Source organism: Rathayibacter sp. Leaf299 (genome assembly GCF_001423055.1).
Taxonomy (GTDB): Bacteria; Actinomycetota; Actinomycetes; order Actinomycetales; family Microbacteriaceae; genus Rathayibacter; species Rathayibacter caricis.
This window is the reverse complement of the sequence record NZ_LMNT01000001.1, coordinates 103,060-119,475: the sequence shown is the minus strand read 5'-3', so window position 1 is coordinate 119,475 and position 16,416 is coordinate 103,060. Positions and strand designations below refer to the sequence as shown.

Here is a 16,416-nt window from a genome sequence, read left to right as displayed (position 1 = left end):
CTCACCACGAGCGGCTCCGCCGTTCCCTCCTGCTGCCTCGCAGCACCCTCCCGCGACCCCGTCGCACCCTCACACGAGAGAGATCACACCGATGAGACACCGCAGTTTCCTCACCCTCACCGCCCTCGGCCTGTCCGGGAGCCTCCTGCTCGCCGGCTGCACGGGCGGCGGCGCCTCCGACCCGGTCGAGGACCGCTCCGCCGAGGTCGGCTTCCGCGAGACCGGCCTGCCGATCGTCGACGAGAAGCTCTCGCTGACCTTCGGCGGCACGAAGTCGGCGCTCGCCCCCGAGTACTCGACGATGCAGCTCGTGCAGCAGTGGGAGGCGGACACGAACATCGCCATCGAGTGGAAGAACCTGCCCGAGCAGGTCTACTCCGAGAAGAAGAACCTCCTCCTCGCCAGCGACGACGTGCCCAACGTGCTCTTCAACTCCGGGCTCACCGACGCCGAGATCGTGCAGTACGGCGAGAACGGCACCCTCCTGCCGCTCGAGGACCTGATCGAGGAGCACGCGCCGACCCTCTCGGGGATCCTCGACGAGCGGCCGGACATCCGCGCCGCCCTGACCGCCTCGGACGGGCACATCTACACGCTGCCCTCGGTCGAGGAGCTCGGGATCCTGCAGTACCCGAACTTCCTCTTCATCAACACGGCCTGGCTCCAGAAGCTCGGCATCCCGATGCCGACCACCATCGAGGAGTACCGCGCCGCCCTCGAGGCGTTCGCGACCCAGGACCCGAACGGGAACGGCGAGGCCGACGAGCTGCCGCTGTCGTTCCGCACCGACTCCTTCTGCGCGAACCCGCACGACCTGATCGCGGCGCTCGGCGGCCAGCCCGAGAACAACGACCACCGCATCGTCGTCGACGGCGAGGTGCAGTTCACCGCCGACACCGACGGCTACAAGCAGGGCGTCGAGGCCCTGGCCGACTGGTACGCCGACGGCCTGATCGACCCGGAGTCGTTCTCGCAGGACGACGTCGCGTACCTCTCGAAGGGCAAGGCCGACACCGAGATCCTCGGCTCGTTCTTCTGGTGGGAGGCGAAGGAGATGATCGGCGAGGACCGCCTCGGCGACTACGCCGTGCTCGGCGTGCTCGAAGGCGTCGACGGGGTCAAGCGCGCCAGCGTCACCAGCAACCAGGAGATCAACCGCGGAGCGATGGCGATCACGCGCTCCAACGAGTACCCCGCCGCCACCATGCGCTGGGCCGACCGCCTCTTCGACCCCGAGATGAGCGCCCAGACCAGCTGGGGCCCGATCGGAACGACGCTCGAGAAGGACGCCTCCGGGATGCTCGTGCAGATCCCCGCCGCGGCGGGCGAGTCCGAGGGCGAGCGCCGCCAGAAGGTCGCCCCCGGCGGCCCGAAGATCACCACGGAGGAGGACTTCGCGACCGTCGTGGCTCCCGAGCCGCGCGCGAAGGAGCGCCAGGACCTCGTGAACGAGTACTACCTCCCGTACAAGGCGAACGACGCCTACCCGCCGGTGCTGCTCTCGAACGACGAGCTCGACCGCGTCTCGTTCGCGCTCACCGACATCAACACGCTGGTGAAGGAGAAGTTCGCGGCCTGGATCGTCAACGGCACCGTCGAGGACGAGTGGGACTCGTACGTCTCGCAGCTCGAGTCGATGGGCGTCGAGGACGTCACCGCCACCTACCAGCAGGCGTACGACCGCTTCCAGAGCGGCGGCGAGTAGTCCCGGAGGCGCGGGCGGACGTCCGTCCGCGCCTCCCCTCTCCCGTTCCCCCGACCGGCCGCACCGACCCCCTCGCATTCAGGAGCCCCTGTGACCCTCACCTCCACGACCGACGCCTGGCGTCCGTCCGCGCACTTCACCGCCCGTGACACCTGGCTGAACGACCCCAACGGGCTGCTCTTCCACAACGGCGTCTACCACCTGTTCTTCCAGAACAACCCGACCGGCAGCACCTGGGGCAACATCTCGTGGGGGCACGCGACATCGACCGACCTCGTGTCGTGGGAGGAGCAGCCGGTCGCGATCCCCGTCCTCGACGGCGAGATGGCCTTCTCGGGCAGCGCGGTCGCCGACGTCCGCAACACCGCGGGCTTCGCGGAACCGGGCGAGACCGCCCTCGTCGCGGTGTACACCGCCGCCCGCGCGCCGGGTGCCGACGGCACGGGAGCCTCGCAGGCGCAGGCGCTCGCCTTCAGCGTCGACGACGGGCGCACGTGGACGCGGTACGCCGGCAACCCGGTGCTCGACATCGGCTCGGCCGAGTTCCGCGACCCGAAGGTGTTCCGGTTCGGCGGCGACGACGGCCACTGGGTGATGGTGGCCGTCGAGGCGGTCGAGCGCCGCGTCGTCGTCTACACCTCGGACGACCTGAAGGAGTGGACCCGGCGCTCGCACTTCGGCCCCGCGCACGCCACGGGCGGCGTGTGGGAGTGCCCCGACCTGTTCCCCCTGCGCGTGCGCGGCACCGACGAGGTCCGCTGGCTGATGATCGTCAGCCTCAACCCGGGCGGGATCGCCGGCGGATCCGGCAGCCAGTACTTCGTCGGCGATTTCGACGGCGCGAAGTTCACGGCCGACCGGATCAGCGACTCCGCCGATCCCGCCGACTACGACTGGCTCGACTACGGCCGCGACTACTACGCCGCCGTCTCGTTCAACGACGCCCCCGATGACCGCCGCCTCACGATCGCGTGGGCCAGCAACTGGGACTACGCCGGCGACACTCCGACCACGCCCTGGCGCTCGTCCATGTCGCTCGTGCGCGAGCTCGACCTCGTCGAGGGGGCCGACGGCCGCCTCGCCCTGGCGCAGCGCCCGATCCTGCCCGCCTCCTCCGAGCTGCGCGTCTTCGACGTCGACGTCTCGTGCCGGCCCGGGGACCGCACGGAGCTCCGCCTCCTCACCGACACCACGGACGAGGCGGTGATCCTCACGGTCGACGCCGACGAGGGCGTGCTCACCTGCGACCGCACCCGGAGCGGAGCGGTGGACTTCGCGCCGTCGTTCCCCTCGGTCGACTGGGCCCCGTTGCCTCCTCGCGGCGGCGCGGACCGCGTGTCGATCCGGATCGTCGTCGATGCGACGGTGCTCGAGGTGTTCGTCGGCGGCGGGCTGAGCACGCTGACCCAACTGGTGTTCCCGTCGGCGCCGTTCACGACGCTGCAGGTGCGCGCGGCGGAGTGATCCGCGGGGCGGTCCGTGTCGTCCGTCGGGGCGACGCGGCACGCCGGAGCGAGCGGGCGCGGAACGGGCGCTGGTTTCTCCCCAGTCCCCGGTTCGCGCCCGGTCGCGGCGGCTACGCCTCACGAGTGGGCGCGGAACGGGGGGGGTCGGTGCGACTCGGGGACCGCTCCGCGTCCACTCGCGCCGCGTCAGGCGTCCGAGTTGCCCGCCCAGCGGACGGTGCCCTCCGCCTCCTGCTTCGTGATGCGCGACACCGTCCCGCAGTTGTTGCACTCGAGGAGGTACCGCGACGACACCGTGAACAGCGGCACGAAGAAGAGCGACAGCCGCGTCCGGCTCCGGATCACGCGCTGCTCGTCGCGCACGCCGCAGACGCGGCAGACGAAGACGAGCACGCGCAGGACGTCCTCGATCGAGCGGGTTCCGAAGATCAGCAGCATCCGGCGACTCTACGGATGCACGGGCCGGCCGCCGAGGGGCTTGCGCGCCCTCCCGGGGGCGGTCGCCGCGTAGTGCTGCGCGAAGAGGACCGTGACGAGCGCGAGCTCGAGCAGGTCGCCTCCGTAGTACAGGATCTGCGCCGCCTGCCGCTCGACGCCGCTGGCCGCCTCGGCGTAGAGGGTCGTGCCGAGCAGAGCGTGCGCGGCGATGCTGCCGAGGACGACGCCCACACGCAGGCCGAACGGCGCGCGGTGCGGCGCGGGGTCGACTCCGATCAGGGCGCCGGTCAGCAGGCAGCCGGAAGCGAGGAAGTGCACGCCGAGCAGAGCGTGGAGCAGCGGATCCGCGTGCGCGGCCTCGAGCAGGCCCGTCGCGTGCACGAGCCAGAGCGAGCCGGTCGAGAGCAGGACGGCGGGGATCGGGTGCGCGAGCACGCGGGCCGGGCGGCTCCGCAGCACGCGGGAGAGACGGCGGGCGGCGGTCACGTCGAGGGCGCGCAGGGCGAGCGTGACGGGCGCCGAGGTCGTGATCAGGAGGGGCGCGAGCAGGCCCAGCGCGAGGTGCGCGAGCATCGCGCCGCGCGGATCCGCGTGGGCCCACTGCGCGAACGGGCCGGTCAGCGAGGCGATCGCGACTCCGAGGCCGGCGAGCAGCAGGAGGAGCCGGCGCAGCGGCCAGGGGCGGCCGCGGCGGGACTCCGCGTGGCTCGCCCCGACGGCGAGCGCCGCCGCGACGACGAGCGGGAGGCTCAGCACGAGGCCGGGATCGAGCAGGGGGTGGACGTGCGGAGTCACGCGCCCCGCCGCACGCGCATCGACAGCACCCCCCCTGCGACGAGCAGGAGTGCGCCCGAGGCGACCCACGCGATGTCGTAGGGCAGCAGGTCGACCTCGTAGCGCACCTGGTGCACGCGAAGGAGCTTGTGGTCGACGACGCCGTCCCACAGCTGGAAGAGTCCCGCGCCGGTCAGTCCGCCCGCCACCGCGACGGGCACGCGGAGCGCCGAGCGGCGGCGCGCGTCGAGCAGCAGGAAGAACCCCGCGACCAGCGCGACGACCTCGACCGCGTGCAGCAGCCCGTCCGACAGCAGTCCGATCGCGGGGGTCGAGCGGTCGTAGAAGTGGTGCCAGCCGAGGATCTGGTGGAAGACGATCTCGTCGACGGCGGCCATCAGCGCGACGCCGATCAGGAACCCGCCCTGGTAGGCGCGCTCGCGCACGAGCCGTTTCCGCGTCGTCGTCCCCACCCTCAGGAGCCAACGGGATGCGCCGCACCCGCGGGAGGGGCTTGACCGGATCCGCACAACGATCCGTCGCGAACGGCGGGTCGGACCGCCGCCGGGGCGGCCGCTCGCGACGGATCGGGATGTGCGGGTGGATCGGGCCGGGTCAGACGCCCGCGGGCTCGAGGACGCCCGCCTGCTCCTCGTCGAGCTCGCGGCGCACCGTGCGCTCGCCGTCGAGCTCGCGCGAGGAGCGCGGAGCGAGCAGACCGACGACGACGAAGGTCCCGAAGCCGATGGCTCCGGCGACGAGCGTGGCGTAGCCGTCGAAACCGGCTCCGATCAGGTCGTTCGGCACATAGAGGATGTCGTTCGGCACTCCGTAGAGCGTCGGGGTGAGCGCCAGGAACACGATCCGCACGGTGAAGCCGACTCCCGCCGCGACGAGCGCGGCCGTCACTCCCGGGCGCTTCCAGAAGAGCCCGATCAGGAACGGCGCCGCGAGGCACGCGAGCATGAGGTCGAACGCCAGCGTGAGCAGGATGCCCGTCTGACTCACCCGGATCGCGAGGAACGAGCCGAGGATCACGATCGGGACCATCGCGACACGGGTCCACTTCAGCAGCGGGTCGACCCCGGAGCCGGTGTGGCGTCGGACCGAGAGGACGTTGCGCACGACGATCGCGGACGTGGCCAGGATCGCTCCGGACGCGGTCGAGAACGACGCCGCCACGACGCCCGAGAGCACCAGGATCGCGATCAGCGGCGGCGCGTAGTCGTCGAGGAGCGTGAACAGGATCGGTCCGTCGGCCGCCGAGATGCCGAGGACCGCGCTCGCGGTGAGCGCCACGATCGCGAAGATCGTGCCGATCGCGGCGGTCCCGGCCGCGGCGGCGTAGCACGCGCGGCGGGCGACCTCGGGCGACTTGGCGCCGAAGATGCGCTGCATGAAGTCGATGGCGACGAGGTCGCCGATGCCCAGAGCGACGAGGGTCGCCCAGTTCACCGGCGCCCCCATGGCCGGGTCGGTCAGCTGCTCGAAGTCGAACGGGCCCATCCCCTCGGGGATCACGATGCCGTAGGCGAGTGCGACCCAGACGAGCAGCGAGATCGCGGCGACGACCGTGATGACGGTCTGGATGGCGGCCGTGTAGGCGTCCGAGAAGAGTCCGCCGGCGATCGTGTAGGTCAGCACCAGGGCGACCGACAGGATCACTCCCCACGCGTAGGGGATGGCGGCGAAGCGCTCGAGGAGGAAACCGCAGGCGACCAGGTTGCCCGCGAGCAGGATCGTGAACGAGAGCACCATGATCACCGACGCGACGATCTCGGTGGTGCGGTCGTAGCGCATCCGGAAGAAGTCGGCGAGCGTGAAGAGCTTCATCGCGTTCATGGGCTTGGCGAGGAAGAGCCCCGTGATCAGGAGGCAGATCGCGAGTCCGATGGCGAGCGAGGCGCCGGCCCAGAAGCCGAACTGCGAGGTGAGGTCGGTGTTGCCGACGGTCGCGTTCGAGTCGACCGCAGCGGCGGTGAGGGAGACCGCGACGAGCGGGATGCCCAGACGGCGGCCGGCGACGAGGTAGTTGGCGCTGTCGCCGTCGATCTTGCGGGCGACCGCGATGCCGACGGCGAGGATCACCAGGACGGTGATCCCCACTCCGAGGATGATCATGCGTGCTCCAGGCTGCTCGTGGTGCGGCGGGTGTTTCTATCGGTTGATAGACACGGATCCTGCCGCGCCCGGAGGCGCCGATTTTTTCGGGCGTGCAACGATCGCGTTAACTCCGCCGCGCGGGGCGTCGCTCGACTGCTCAGGAATCGTCGTACTCGGCGCTCGACGACGACGACTCGTGAGGACTCGGCGGGCCGGTGACTCAGGTCAGGTGCGCGAGCACGGCGGGGCCGGTGGCGAGTGCCTCCGCGACGGCCGCGCGGTCGAGGTCGAGCACGCGCAGCGCGGCGAGCGCCACCGCCTCGCCGTGGCGCTCGAGGTCGATCTCGGGGCGGCGGCGCTGCAGGATCACGTTCTCGACGAGGGCGAGCACGAGAGCGGCTCCGACCTCGACGTCCTCGGCTCCGCACGCCGCCACGAGGGTGCGGTAGGCGGTCTCGAGCTCGGAGCGCCGCTCGCGGAAGGCCGCGAACCGCTCGTCGCCCAGCTCGGGCAGCAGGTAGAGCGCGCCGACGTTGTGCTCGCCAGCCGAGAGCAGCCGCACGTCCGACACGCACAGCGCCCAGAGGCGCGCAGCAGGTGACTCGTCGCGCGCCAGCAGGTGGGCGGCGGCGTCGAGTGAGGGCTGGACGGTGCCGAGCAGCAGCTCGAGCAGCACCGCGTGCTTGCCGGCGAAGTGGTGGTACAGCGAGGCCTGCCGGATCCCGGCGGCGCCCGCGATGGCGTGCGTGCTCGTGCTGCCGAAGCCCTCGGTGCAGAAGAGCGCGGCACCGGCGGCGAGGATGTCGGCCCGGGTGCCGAGGCCGGTGAGCGACGATCCGGAGGCGCGCGGCCGTCCGGTGGGTGCGCTGGCCATGCGCTCGACGGTAGCAGCGGGGCGGCGCCGGCCCCGCCGGTGCCGCGTCCGCGCTCCTCCAGAAATCGCGGTGACCGCTCGCACTTCCCGCAACTTGTTGAGAAACGGCGTGGCGGCCCTTCGGTGCCTCTCCAGAAGTTGCGGTAATCGCTCACACTTCCCGCAACTTCTGGAGAAGCGGCTCTCGGAGAAGCGGCGCCGGCGCCGCACGCGAAACACGATCGCAACACCGGGGTCACGCCCGCGACACCGGCGCGTGATCGACTTCCTGTCGAACGATAGAAAGCTCGGGACCGCCGGGCCGCGCGGAGCACGATCGAGAAAGGGCGCAGACCGATGAGCGCATCGACCACCTCCACCACGGCGGGCGCCCGCGCGCACGCCCGGGCCCAGGAGGGCACGCCCGCCGAGACCGGCCCGCTGCTGCCCGCGGGGCTGCACCCCGATCCGCCCGCGGGCACGACGCCCGAGGACCTGCGCTGGTCCGAGCGGATCGCCGGCGGCGGGTACGGACACCGCGCCCTCGCCCGCGGCACCCACCTCCGCCTGACCGACGTCACCGGAGACGCCTGCGTCTCGCTCCTGCTCTCCAGCGCGGTCGGCACGCACGAGCGCCTCAACGTCGCCGACACCGTGAAGGTGCAGTGGCAGGTCTACGCCGGAGCCGGTCAGCTGCTGCTGAGCGACCAGGGCCGCGTGCTCGCGAGCACGGTCTCGGACGACTCCGGGCACCACGACACGATCTACGGCACGAGCGCCCTCGCCCGCAACGTCGAGCGCTACGGCGACGGCTCCCCGCAGGGGCCCTCGCCCTCCGGTCGCGAGCTGCTGCTGCTCGGCGCCGCGAAGCAGGGGCTCGGCCGCGGCGATCTCGCGCCCAGCGTCTCCTACTTCCAGGGCGTGCGGATCCGCGCGGACGGCTCCCCCGAGTACCTCGGCAGCGCCGGACCGGGCCGTTCGGTCGTCCTCCGCCTCGAGATGCCGGCGATCGTCCTGCTGGCGAACACCGCGCATCCGCTCGACCCCCGGCCGGCCTACTCGTGCGGCCCGGTCGACGTGCTCGCCTGGCGCGGCGAGCCGGCCGGGCCCGACGATCCACTGCGCTCCGCGAGTCCGGAGGGGCGCCGCGCGTTCCTGAACACCGACGACTTCCTGCAGGCGAGGGGCATCGCATGAGCACCGACCACGGCACCGAGATCCACCGCGAGACCGTCGCCGCCCGTGCGCCCTGGTCGCGTCTGCTGCGGGCGGGCGAGGTCCTCGTGATCGTCGACGTCGACGGCAACCAGGCCGTCGACTTCCTCGCCTACGACGCCGTCGACCACACGGCCTACTCCGCCCCGGCCACGCTGCAGGCCCAGTCGAGCGTCTACCTGACGGCCGGCTCGGTGCTGCGCGACGCCGAGCACCGCCCGCTGCTCAGCGTGATCGCGACCGATGTCGAGCGCCACGACACCCTCGGCGGCGCCTGCTCGAAGGAGAGCAACACGCTCCGCTACGGCTTCCACACCTACTCGCAGCACGCGTGCGCCGAGAACTTCGTCGCGGAGCTCTCGCGCTACGGGATGGGCAAGCGCGACCAGGTGTCGAACGTCAACTGGTTCATGAACGTGCCCGTCGACCCCGACGGCGCTCTCGGCATCGTCGACGGCATCTCCTCCCCCGGTCTCAGCGTGACGCTGCGCGCCGAGCGCGACACCCTCGTGGTCGTCTCGAACTGCCCGCAGATCAACAACCCCTGCAACGGCTTCGACCCTTCGCGCGCCGAGATGATCGTCTTCGACGGAGTGGCCGCGCGATGACCTTCGACACGCTCCTCGTCGCCAACCGCGGCGAGATCGCGGTCCGGATCCTGCGGACGGCGAAGCGGATGGGCCTGCGCACCGTCGCGGTCCACTCCGACGCCGACCTCGGCGCCGCGCACGTCGCGCTCGCCGACGAGGCCGTGCGGATCGGTCCGGCCGCCGCGGGCGAGAGCTACCTGAGGATCGACCGGATCCTCGAGGCCGCGCGGGCGACCGGCGCCGGTGCGATCCATCCCGGCTATGGGTTCCTGAGCGAGAACGCCGAGTTCGCGCGCGCCTGCGAGGCCGCCGGGATCGTGTTCGTCGGTCCGACCCCCGAGCAGCTCGAGATCTTCGGCGCGAAGCACACCGCCCGCGGCGCGGCCGAGCGCGCCGGGGTGCCGATGCTCGCCGGCACCGGGCTGCTCGACGACGCCGACCACGCCGCCGCCGAGGCCGAGCGGATCGGCTACCCCGTGATGCTCAAGGCGACGGCGGGAGGCGGCGGCATCGGCATGCGAGCCTGCCGCGACGAGTCCGAGTTGCGCACCGCGTGGCGCGAGGTGCGGCGTCTCGCCGAGGCCGGCTTCTCCTCGGCCGGTGTGTTCCTCGAGCGGCTCGTCGAGCGGGCCCGCCACGTCGAGGTGCAGGTGTTCGGAGACGGCGACGGACGCGTGCTCACCCTCGGCGACCGCGACTGCTCGCTCCAGCGCCGCAACCAGAAGGTGATCGAGGAGAGTCCCGCCCCCGACCTGCCCGACTCCGTGCGCACGGGCATCGCGGAGGCGTCGGCGCGGCTCTGCGCCGACGCGGGCTACCGCAGCGCCGGCACCGTCGAGTACATCTACGACCCGGTGCGGCAGGAGGCGGCGTTCCTCGAGGTCAACACGCGCCTGCAGGTCGAGCACCCCGTCACCGAGGCGCGCTACGGGATCGACCTCGTCGAGTGGATGCTGCGACTCGCGCAGGGCGAGACGGCGTTCCTCGACGCGCTTCCCGAACCCTCCGGAGCGGCGGTCGAGGCGCGCGTCTACGCTGAGAACCCCGACCTGGGCAACGCGCCGAGCTCGGGCACGGTCACGGCCCTCGAGTACCCGGCGGGCGCGCGGATCGACGGCTGGATCCGCCCCGGCAGCGAGGTCTCGACGGCGTACGACCCGCTCCTGGCGAAGGTGATCGTGCACGCCGAGGACCGCGCTGCGGCCTGGGCGGCGCTCGGCGAGGCGCTCGAGGGCACCCGGGTCGACGGGATCGCGACGAACACCGGCCTCCTGCGCGCGATCGCCGTCGAGCCCGCCGTCCTCGCGGCGGAGCACTCGACCGCGACGCTCGACGGGATCCGCGACGCGACTCCGCGGCTCGAAGTGCTCAAGGGCGGCATGCTCACCACGGTGCAGGACCTGCCCGGGCGCCTCGGCTACTGGCCGGTCGGCATCCCGCCGTCGGGGCCGATGGACCCGCTGTCGTTCCGGCTCGGCAACGAGGCTCTCGGCAACCCCGCCGCGGCGCCCGGACTCGAGATGACGATGAGCGGGCCGACGCTCCGCTTCCACAGCGCCACGCGGATCGTGCTGACCGGCGCCCCCGCGCCCGCGACGCTCGACGGAGCACCGGTCGCGGCCTGGGAGCCGGTCGAAGTGCCCGCCGGCGGCGTGCTCGCCGTCGGCACGGCCGAGCGCGGCATGCGGATGTACCTCCTGGTCGAGGGCGGCCTCGACGTGCCGCTGATCCTCGGATCGGCGAGCACCTTCGACCTCGGCGCGATCGGCGGACACGCCGGACGCGCCCTCGCGCCGGGCGACGTCCTCGGGATCCGGACTCCGGCGGCACCGCAGCCCGCCGCTCCGGTGCCGTCTGCCGAACGCCCCGAGTTCCCGAAGGCGTGGACGATCGCGGCGCTCGAGGGCCCGCACGCCGCTCCGGAGTTCTTCACCGAGGACGACATGGCCGTCTTCTACGCCACCGACTGGGATGTGCACTTCAACTCCGCGCGCACCGGCGTCCGCCTCGTCGGGCCGAAGCCGCGCTGGGCCCGCTCGGACGGCGGCGAGGCGGGACTGCACCCCTCCAACATCCACGACACCCCGTACGCGGTCGGCGCGGTCGACTACACCGGCGACCTGCCGATCCTGCTGGGCCCCGACGGTCCGAGCCTGGGCGGCTTCACCTGCCCCGCGACGGTCGCGACCGGGCACCTCTGGCGGCTCGGTCAGCTCCGTCCGGGCGACACCGTGCGGTTCGTGCCGGTCACTTCCGCGCAGGCGACGGGACTCCTGGACGCGCCGCTGGACGTGCCGAGCGCGGGACGGGCACCGGTCGAGGACCAGGGCGTCCTGCACCGGCTGCCGGCCCGCGACGGCGCACCCTCGGTCGTGCTGCGGCGCAGCGGAGACGCCAACCTGCTCGTCGAGGTCGGCGAGATGAGCCTCGAGATCGCCTCCCGCATGCGGGTGCACGCGATCGCCGAGACGCTCGAGGCCGCCGGCCTGCCGGGCGTGATCGAGCTGACCCCGGGCATCCGCTCGCTGCAGGTCCACTTCGATCCGCGCACCACGAGCACCGAGGCCGTCGCGCAGGCGGTCCTCGCGGCTGAGGCGGTGCTGCCGGCGACCGCGGACCTGCGGGTCGCGAGCCGCACCGTGCACCTGCCGCTGGCGTGGGACGACCCGTCGACGCGCGAGGCGATCCGCCGCTACATGGCCGGAGTCCGGGACGACGCTCCGTGGTGCCCGTGGAACATCGAGTTCATCCGCCGCATCAACGGCCTCGACAGCGTCGACGACGTGTACCGGACGGTGTTCGAGGCCGAGTACCTGGTGCTGGGGCTCGGCGACGTCTACCTCGGCGCGCCGGTCGCGACTCCGCTCGACCCCCGGCACCGCCTGGTGACCACGAAGTACAACCCGGCGCGCACCTGGACCCCGCAGAACGCGGTCGGCATCGGCGGCGCCTACCTCTGCATCTACGGGATGGAGGGCCCCGGCGGGTACCAGTTCGTCGGCCGCACGGTGCCGATCTGGTCCACGCACCACCAGGCCGGGGCCTTCGAGGACGGAGTGCCGTGGCTGCTGCGCTTCTTCGACCGCATCCGCTGGTATCCGGTGGAGCCGGAGGAGCTGCTCGAGCTGCGCGCCGAGATGGCCGCGGGACGCCTGCCGCTGCGGATCGAGGACGGCGAGTTCTCGCTCGCCGAGTACGAGGAGTTCCTCGCGGAGAACGCCTCCGGCATCGCCGAGTTCCGCGAAGGGCAGGCCGCCGCGTTCGGCGCCGAGCGCGACGCGTGGCGCGCCTCGGGCGAGTTCGACCGCGAGGACGCGGTGCCGGCTCCGGCCGACGGCCCCGCGGTCGTCGTGCCCGAGGGCTGCGAGGCCGTGGAGGCGCCGTTCGTCGCGACGGTGTTCCGGCTCGACGTGGCGGTCGGCGATCTCGTCGAGGCCGGTCAGACGCTCGTCGCCCTCGAGGCGATGAAGATGGAGGCGCCCGTCACCGCGCCGACGGCCGGCCGCGTGGTCGAGGTCGTCGCCGAGGTGGGCGTCCAGGTGACGGCGGGGACGGTGCTCGTCGTGCTCGAACCGCTGATCGAGGAGGAGGCGGCATGATCCGGGACACGGCGGCGCACGTCGCCGAGCGCTACGAGCGGCTGCGGTCGCGACCCGAGGCGTTCATCGCGCTGCGGCCCGAGGCCGACGTGGTGGCCGAGCTGGCAGCGGTCGATCCGGCGCTGCCGCTCGCCGGGCTGCTCTTCGCGGTGAAGGGCAACATCGACGTGGCGGGACTGCCGACGACCGCGGCGTGCCCGGCCTTCGCCTTCGAGCCCGTCGAGGACGCGACGACGGTGGCGCGGCTGCGCGCGGCCGGAGCGGTCGTCCTCGGCTCCACCAATCTCGACCAGTTCGCGACCGGGCTCGTCGGCAGCCGCTCCCCCTACGGGGCGGTGCGGCATGCGGTCGACGAGACGCGCATCTCCGGAGGCTCGTCCTCGGGCTCCTCCGTCGCGGTCGCGCTGGGTGCGGCCGACTTCGCGCTCGGAACCGACACCGCGGGCTCCGGACGCGTTCCCGCTGCGTTCCACGGACTCGTGGGGCTGAAGCCGACGAAGGGCTGGGTGAGCGCGGCGGGTGTCGTGCCGGCCTGCCGGAGCCTGGACGTCGTGACGGTGATGGCGGCCGACCCCGCCGTCGCACGGCGGGCACTCGACGTGATGGCGGGGCCGGACGCACGCGACCCGCTCAGCCGCTCCGGATCCACGGCTCCGGTCGCCGGGACCCCGCGGATCGGCGTGCCGCTGCCGGGGCAGGTCGGCGAACTGGCCCCCGGCTGGGCCGAGGCCTTCGACGCGGAAGCCGCGCGCTGGGTCGCGACGGGGGCCGAGGTGGTCCCCCTGGACATCGAGGTGTTCCTCGAGACCGCTCGGATGCTCTACGACGGCGCGTTCGTCGCCGAGCGCTACGCCGCCGTCGGCGCCTTCGTCGACGCGCACGCCGACGAGGTCGACCCGACCGTGGGCCGCATCATCGGCGCGGCGCGGGAGCTGCCGGCGTGGAAGCTCTTCCAGGACCAGGAGCGCCTGGACCGGGCCCGCGTCGTCTCGGACGAGGTCTTCGAGCGGATCGACGCCCTGCTGCTGCCGACGACGGTCGAGCATCCGACGCTCGCAGCCGTGGCCGCGGATCCGATCGGCGTCAACTCGCGCCTCGGCCGCTTCACGAACTTCGCCAACCTGCTCGATCTGGCGGCCGTGGCCTACCCCGCCGGCGTCGTCGACGGGCTCCCGTTCGGCGTCCAGCTCATCGGCCCCGCCTTCTCCGACCACCGACTCGCCGACCTCGTCTGGAACCGCTCATGACCGTCCTCCTCGCCGTCGCCGGCGCCCACCTGACCGGCCAGCCGCTGAACGGGCAGCTCACCGATCGGGGCGCCGAGCTCGTCTCGACGACCACGACGAGCACCGACTACCGGCTGGTCGCCCTGGCCACGACGCCGCCGAAGCCCGGAGTGGTGCGCGTCGCCGACGGCTCGGCCCTCGAGGTGGAGGTGTGGCGGCTGGACGACGCAGCGTTCGGCTCGTTCGTCGCCGCGCTGCCGCAGCCGATGGCGATCGGGAAGGTGACGCTGGCCGACGGGACACTCGTGAGCGGGTTCCTGGTCGAGCCGATCGCGGTCGAGGGCGCCGAGGACATCACCCGCTTCGGCGGGTGGCGCTCGTACCTCGCGTCGCTCTGAGCGCCGTCCGGTCGGCGCGGCTTCGGCGGTCGGTGGCGTCCTGCGGCCGCTGACCCGTCACGAACGGCCGGCGGAGAGCGCGCGGGCCGGCCGTTCTCGACGGATCGGCGCCCGGGGAGGGCCGCGCACCCCGCATCGGCCCTACCGCACCCCGCCCGGGTCGGGCACGGTGGACCGCGTGACCGAGATCCTCCGCCTCGCCGCCTTCCCCGCGACCCCCGACGGCGGCAACCCCGCCGGGGTCGTGCTCGACGCGACCGCCCTCGACGACGCCGCGATGAAGGGCATCGCCGCCGACGTCGGCTACGCCGAGACCGCTTTCGCGATCGAGCGCATCGGGCCGCGGCGGTTCCGGATGCGCTACTTCTCGCCGGTCGCCGAGGTGCCGTTCTGCGGCCACGCGACCATCGCCACGGCGGTCGCCCTGGCCGAGCGCGACGGAGCCGGAGCGTTCGTCTTCGACACCCCCGTCGGCGAGGTCGCGATCGGGACGCGCGTCGAGGACGGCGCCGTGCTCGCCTCGTTCACGAGCGTCGAGCCGCGGGTCGTCCCGCTGCCGGACGCCGACATCGACGCGATCCTGAGGCTCCTGGGCCTGGATCGGGCGGCGCTGGATGCGCGGTTCGCGCCGGCCGAGTCGTACGCCGGCAACCGGCATCCGATCCTGGTGCTCGAGGACGCCGCGGTCTTCGACGGGTTCTCGTTCGAGCCGGCGGCGATGCGCTTGCTGATGGACGCGCGCGGCTGGAGCGGCACGGTGACGATCGCGCGGGCCCTGCCCGACGGCGCGTTCGAAACGCGCAACCTGTTCCCCGTCGGCACCCTCTCGGAGGACCCCGCCACCGGCTCCGCGGCCGCCGCGCTCGGCGGCTGGCTGCGCGCGATCGGCGCGGCCGCGCCTCCCACCCGCGTCGTCGTGCGCCAGGGTCGCCACGTCGGCCGGCCGAGCGTGCTGCTCGTCGATGTCCCCGCCTCCGGAGGGATCACGGTGAGCGGGAGCGCGCACGCGATCGAGGTGCCGCCCGCGCGCTGAGGGGCCGCCCGGAGCGGGCGCCGCGGCCCTAGGGTGAGCGGCACGCCGAACCCGCGGCGCCCCTCGAGGAAGGCCCCGCCGTGGTCCCCGACATCAATCCCTGGGCCGTCGCCCTCGCCACCCTCTCGACGATGATCGTCGGCTCGGTCTGGTACACCCCGAAGGTCTTCGGCACGCTCTGGATGCGCCTCACCGGCATCACCGACGAGAGCATGCGCACCCGCAGCGCGGTGGTGCCGATCCTGGTGACCCTGGTCGTCAGCCTCGTCACCGCGCTGGTCCTGGCCGGCTGCGTCGACATCGCGCACGCCTTCTACGGCGGAAGCTGGTTCGCGAACTCCCTGATCACCGGCCTGTTCCTCTTCGTCGGCTTCACCGCAGCCCGGATGATCACCCACGACGCCTTCGAGGGCCGCCCCGCGAAGCTCACGATCCTCAACGTCACGCACGAGCTCGTGACGATCCTGGTGATGTCGGTGATCATCGGCCTGCTGCCGGCATGACCGGCCCGCGCTCAGCTGCCCGGAACGGCTGCCGACACGCCGGGAGAACGCGCCTTCCCGGGCGACTCGGCGCGCAGGTCGGAGTGGCGACCGCGCTGGTGCTCGCGCTGGCGGGCTGCGCGCCCGGCCTCTCGACCCCGGCGACCGAGGCGTGCAACGCTCACGCGGGCTGGGTGAGCGGAGGACGGCTGGAGGAACGGCGCGAGCGCATCGTCGAGACCGTCGCCGAGCTGCTGACGGGCGAGGATCCGGCGGAGCTCCGGAGCGCGTCGGCCGCGATGACGGCAGCGCTCGGATCCGGCGACGAGGCCGCTTTCACCACGGCGTCGGCCGCCTTCGCGGACGCCTGCCGGGAGAACGGGTGGGAGCCCGTCGAGGGCTGACGCCGGCCGTCGGCGGACGCGGGTCTCGATACGCCGCTGCGCGGCTACTCGACCGGCAGAGGGGGTGCCGCGGCGCGGCTACTCGAGCGGCGGCGTTCCTGCTGATCGAGTAGGCCTCGCAGCGGCCGTA

General features: G+C 72.9%; 15 protein-coding genes. 10 read left to right on the top strand and 5 right to left on the bottom strand.

The window, feature by feature from the left end; genetic code table 11:
- Positions 1 to 91: 91 nt before the first annotated feature.
- Together ASF48_RS00565 and ASF48_RS00560 are read left to right on the top strand one after the other, a co-directional pair.
- Positions 92 to 1,705: an ABC transporter substrate-binding protein gene (locus ASF48_RS00565; RefSeq protein WP_055784784.1), complete on the top strand. Its 1,614-nt coding sequence runs from the start codon at positions 92 to 94 to the stop codon at positions 1,703 to 1,705.
- A 90-nt stretch (positions 1,706 to 1,795) separates the two neighbouring features.
- Positions 1,796 to 3,169: a glycoside hydrolase family 32 protein gene (locus tag ASF48_RS00560; RefSeq protein WP_055784779.1), complete on the top strand. Its 1,374-nt coding sequence runs from the start codon at positions 1,796 to 1,798 to the stop codon at positions 3,167 to 3,169.
- 188 nt (positions 3,170 to 3,357) lie between these two features.
- Here the strand turns inward: ASF48_RS00560 and ASF48_RS00555 are convergent, their stop codons facing one another.
- From ASF48_RS00555 to ASF48_RS00535, 5 genes are all read right to left on the bottom strand, one after another.
- The gene (locus ASF48_RS00555) at positions 3,358 to 3,609 is read right to left on the bottom strand and encodes a zinc-ribbon domain-containing protein (protein ID WP_055784776.1); all 252 of its coding nucleotides are present in this window, start codon (positions 3,607 to 3,609) and stop codon (positions 3,358 to 3,360) included.
- A gap of 9 nt (positions 3,610 to 3,618) precedes the next feature.
- On the bottom strand, positions 3,619 to 4,404 hold the full coding sequence (locus tag ASF48_RS00550; protein WP_055784773.1) for a cytochrome c oxidase assembly protein: 786 nt from the start codon (positions 4,402 to 4,404) through the stop codon (positions 3,619 to 3,621).
- Positions 4,401 to 4,856, bottom strand: coding sequence for a DUF2243 domain-containing protein (locus tag ASF48_RS00545; RefSeq protein WP_055784770.1), 456 nt, complete (start codon positions 4,854 to 4,856; stop codon positions 4,401 to 4,403). The genes ASF48_RS00550 and ASF48_RS00545 overlap by 4 nt, the downstream gene beginning before the upstream one ends.
- Before the next feature lie 142 nt (positions 4,857 to 4,998).
- Positions 4,999 to 6,504, bottom strand: coding sequence for a sodium:solute symporter family protein (locus ASF48_RS00540; protein ID WP_055784766.1), 1,506 nt, complete (start codon positions 6,502 to 6,504; stop codon positions 4,999 to 5,001).
- A gap of 202 nt (positions 6,505 to 6,706) precedes the next feature.
- Positions 6,707 to 7,360, bottom strand: a complete 654-nt coding sequence (locus tag ASF48_RS00535) for a TetR/AcrR family transcriptional regulator (protein WP_055784763.1) — start codon at positions 7,358 to 7,360, stop codon at positions 6,707 to 6,709.
- Between the two features lie 336 nt (positions 7,361 to 7,696).
- Here ASF48_RS00535 and ASF48_RS00530 point away from each other — a divergent pair, with 336 nt between their 5' ends.
- The 8 genes from ASF48_RS00530 (at position 7,697) to ASF48_RS00500 (ending at position 16,286) form a co-directional block, all read left to right on the top strand.
- The gene (locus tag ASF48_RS00530) at positions 7,697 to 8,536 is read left to right on the top strand and encodes an urea amidolyase associated protein UAAP1 (protein WP_055784760.1); all 840 of its coding nucleotides are present in this window, start codon (positions 7,697 to 7,699) and stop codon (positions 8,534 to 8,536) included.
- Positions 8,533 to 9,162, top strand: coding sequence for an urea amidolyase associated protein UAAP2 (locus tag ASF48_RS00525; RefSeq protein ID WP_055784756.1), 630 nt, complete (start codon positions 8,533 to 8,535; stop codon positions 9,160 to 9,162). The genes ASF48_RS00530 and ASF48_RS00525 overlap by 4 nt, the downstream gene beginning before the upstream one ends.
- Entirely contained in the window at positions 9,159 to 12,743 is a 3,585-nt protein-coding gene (gene uca / locus ASF48_RS00520; RefSeq protein WP_055784752.1) for an urea carboxylase, read from the top strand. Before ASF48_RS00525 ends, uca begins: the two co-directional genes overlap by 4 nt.
- Entirely contained in the window at positions 12,740 to 13,990 is a 1,251-nt protein-coding gene (locus ASF48_RS00515) for an allophanate hydrolase (protein ID WP_200930945.1), read from the top strand. Before uca ends, ASF48_RS00515 begins: the two co-directional genes overlap by 4 nt.
- Positions 13,987 to 14,367 carry an allophanate hydrolase-related protein gene (locus tag ASF48_RS19715; protein ID WP_200930944.1) on the top strand — a complete coding sequence of 127 codons (381 nt, stop codon included), beginning with the start codon at positions 13,987 to 13,989 and terminating at the stop codon, positions 14,365 to 14,367. Before ASF48_RS00515 ends, ASF48_RS19715 begins: the two co-directional genes overlap by 4 nt.
- 178 nt (positions 14,368 to 14,545) lie before the next feature.
- Entirely contained in the window at positions 14,546 to 15,400 is an 855-nt protein-coding gene (locus tag ASF48_RS00510) for a PhzF family phenazine biosynthesis protein (protein ID WP_055784749.1), read from the top strand.
- A gap of 80 nt (positions 15,401 to 15,480) precedes the next feature.
- Positions 15,481 to 15,903 carry a DUF1761 domain-containing protein gene (locus tag ASF48_RS00505; RefSeq protein WP_055784746.1) on the top strand — a complete coding sequence of 141 codons (423 nt, stop codon included), beginning with the start codon at positions 15,481 to 15,483 and terminating at the stop codon, positions 15,901 to 15,903.
- A gap of 83 nt (positions 15,904 to 15,986) precedes the next feature.
- The gene (locus tag ASF48_RS00500; RefSeq protein WP_055784743.1) at positions 15,987 to 16,286 is read left to right on the top strand and encodes a hypothetical protein; all 300 of its coding nucleotides are present in this window, start codon (positions 15,987 to 15,989) and stop codon (positions 16,284 to 16,286) included.
- The last annotated feature ends 130 nt before the right edge of the window (positions 16,287 to 16,416 follow it).

Excerpts from the sequence above, each read along its gene's own strand:
- ASF48_RS00565 (WP_055784784.1), top strand. The coding sequence starts at position 92 with ATGAGACACCGCAGTTTCCTCACCCTCACCGCCCTCGGCCTGTCCGGG.
- ASF48_RS00555 (WP_055784776.1), bottom strand. The coding sequence starts at position 3,609 with ATGCTGCTGATCTTCGGAACCCGCTCGATCGAGGACGTCCTGCGCGTG.
- ASF48_RS00540 (WP_055784766.1), bottom strand. The coding sequence starts at position 6,504 with ATGATCATCCTCGGAGTGGGGATCACCGTCCTGGTGATCCTCGCCGTC.
- ASF48_RS00535 (WP_055784763.1), bottom strand. The coding sequence starts at position 7,360 with ATGGCCAGCGCACCCACCGGACGGCCGCGCGCCTCCGGATCGTCGCTC.
- ASF48_RS00530 (WP_055784760.1), top strand. The coding sequence starts at position 7,697 with ATGAGCGCATCGACCACCTCCACCACGGCGGGCGCCCGCGCGCACGCC.
- ASF48_RS00525 (WP_055784756.1), top strand. The coding sequence starts at position 8,533 with ATGAGCACCGACCACGGCACCGAGATCCACCGCGAGACCGTCGCCGCC.
- uca (WP_055784752.1), top strand. The coding sequence starts at position 9,159 with ATGACCTTCGACACGCTCCTCGTCGCCAACCGCGGCGAGATCGCGGTC.
- ASF48_RS00515 (WP_200930945.1), top strand. The coding sequence starts at position 12,740 with ATGATCCGGGACACGGCGGCGCACGTCGCCGAGCGCTACGAGCGGCTG.
- ASF48_RS19715 (WP_200930944.1), top strand. The coding sequence starts at position 13,987 with ATGACCGTCCTCCTCGCCGTCGCCGGCGCCCACCTGACCGGCCAGCCG.